The sequence below is a fragment of the Pelomonas candidula genome (genome assembly GCF_043555985.1).
In the GTDB taxonomy this organism is placed as follows: Bacteria; Pseudomonadota; Gammaproteobacteria; order Burkholderiales; family Burkholderiaceae_C; genus Pelomonas; species Pelomonas candidula.
The window spans coordinates 1-1913 of sequence record NZ_JBIGIC010000041.1 but is presented as its reverse complement, the minus strand read 5'-3'; the positions used below and the strand labels follow the sequence as shown (position 1 = coordinate 1913).

General features: G+C 70.0%; 1 protein-coding gene. It reads right to left on the bottom strand.

Features of this window, described 5'->3' with window-relative positions; all coding sequences use genetic code 11:
- Positions 1-138: 138 nt before the first annotated feature.
- Positions 139-1674: a tetratricopeptide repeat protein gene (locus ACG04R_RS28370; RefSeq protein ID WP_394418174.1), complete on the bottom strand. Its 1536-nt coding sequence runs from the start codon at positions 1672-1674 to the stop codon at positions 139-141.
- Positions 1675-1913 lie beyond the last annotated feature (239 nt).

The following is a 1913-nucleotide window of genomic DNA, read 5'->3' as shown; positions in this document are numbered from 1 at the left end:
TGTAGAGCGCGATGTCCTCGTTGGCCACGCCCAGGTTCTTGTAGATGATGGCCGCGACGACGCCCACCATCACATTGGGCAGGCCCATGGCCAGGTAGAGCGAGGGCACCCAGGTCAGTGGGTGGCGGTGGGGCTGGTTCATGGTGTATCGGCCTTCTTGCTGCCGTTGAGCAGGGCCAGGACGGTGTCGGCGTCCTGGTTGGATTGCAGGGCCTGCAGGGCGGCGCGCGCGCGCTCGGCGCCCTCCCCGCCGTGCGGATTGCTGGCCAGCGTCTGCAGGGGGCGTAGCGCCTTGTCGCGGTGGCCGGCCTGGAGGTGCACGTAGACGGCCAGGTGGGCGTACTCGGCCACCTGCGGTTCGAGGAGGCTGGCCGATTCGGCAGCGTTGCTGAGGCTGGCACTCGGGCCTTTGTGCAGCAGCACGCGGGCCAGTTGGTAAAGCGTCGGCGCGTCGTTGCGCCGCTGCTTGTAAGCCGCCATCAGGAAGCCGAGGGCTTGCTCCAGCGCCTGGTCGCTCTCCGCCCCCTGCGTACGTGCGGCCTCTGACTGCCAGGCCCAGCCGAGCAGGCGGTTGGCTTCGAAGGGCGCCTCATCCAGCCCGGCCCAGGGCGCCAGCAGCTCCAGCGCCTTGTCGGTGTCGCCGTAGCGGATCTCGGCATGGGCCAGGGCCCATCGCATCGCGTCCGGCGCACGGTCCCCGCCGGCCTTCTTGACGCGCTCGCGCTGGCGGGCCAGCACTTCCTTGCCCTGCGCAGCCTCGGGCAGCGAGGTGATCAGCATGTCGTCAAACAAGGACTCGGCCAGCTCGTCCTGCAGCTCGGTGATGCGCACCGCGGCGGCTTTGCCCGCGGGGATGCGCAGCGTGTACTGGTTGGAGAGGTGGCGGCGCAGCTCGCCATTGAGCCTGGCGGGCGCGATGCCGGTGGCCGGCTCCAGCGCGGCCAGAGCGTCCTCGCCGGCGGCCACGCGGCGGAAGTATTCGTTGAAGCGCTCGACGCGGGGGGTCTCGGACAGCACGTAGTGCGTCAGCAGCCAGGACTGCGGATAGAAGAGGTGAAAGAAGCTGTCGTCCGCCTCCTTGTCGCCGGTGGAACGGAAGTTCGGCTTGAGCAGCCGCTCGGGGTCGAGCATGAAGCGCTGGCCGAGGATGGAGACGGACTCATTGAAGCCGCCGATCTCCACCCCGCTCGGGTCGACCTTGGTCGCGCCGAAGTACTCGGCGAAGCCCTCCACGAACCAGACCGGGTAGGTCATGCGGGCGTACTGGAACATCAGCCGGTGCGCGTACTCGTGGAACAGCACCCGATCGGTGAACTCCCCGGCTCCCCGGTAGTTGACGGCGAAGGCCTGGGCGCCGTCGGCGGACGACATGAAGAGGCCAGCGAAACGCCGGTCACGCAGGTGCGGCCGCACGCGGCCGATCAGGTCCTGGTCGTCGCTGAGCACCATGGGGAACGGTGGCCGCGACGGGCTGGCGGTGGCGCCCAGCACCATCAGCATGGCCTCGTGCAGGCGTTCCAGGTCCTGCAGCTTGGCCTCGGCGTTGCTCCTGGACGTGTGGGCCAGGACCCGGAAATGCGGGCTCTCGGCCAACATCCACGACGCGGCCGACGCCGCCCCGCTCCAGCACAGCAGGCCCCAGACCAGGGCCCTCCTCCAGCGGCGTCCCAACATGGGCGCTCCCCCAATGAAGTCAGCGCCGGCGGGTGCCGTCCGGCGCTGATGCAAGCCCCGCCGGCGGCGGGGCGATCACGGCATTCAGCCGAGGTTCCAGACCACGCTTGCGCCGTCGGCCTGCACGGGGCTGCGCTTGCCGTCCACATCCAGGCTCCAGTCGCGCAGCGCCCCCTGAGAGACGTGGGCCGTGTACTGCGCGCCGCTGCGGCTGACCGTGCCGCAGGCCGCGACCTGGC

What these genes read in the sequence shown, in the direction of transcription:
- ACG04R_RS28370 (WP_394418174.1), bottom strand. Translation starts at nt 1,674, where the DNA reads ATGTTGGGACGCCGCTGGAGGAGGGCCCTGGTCTGGGGCCTGCTGTGC.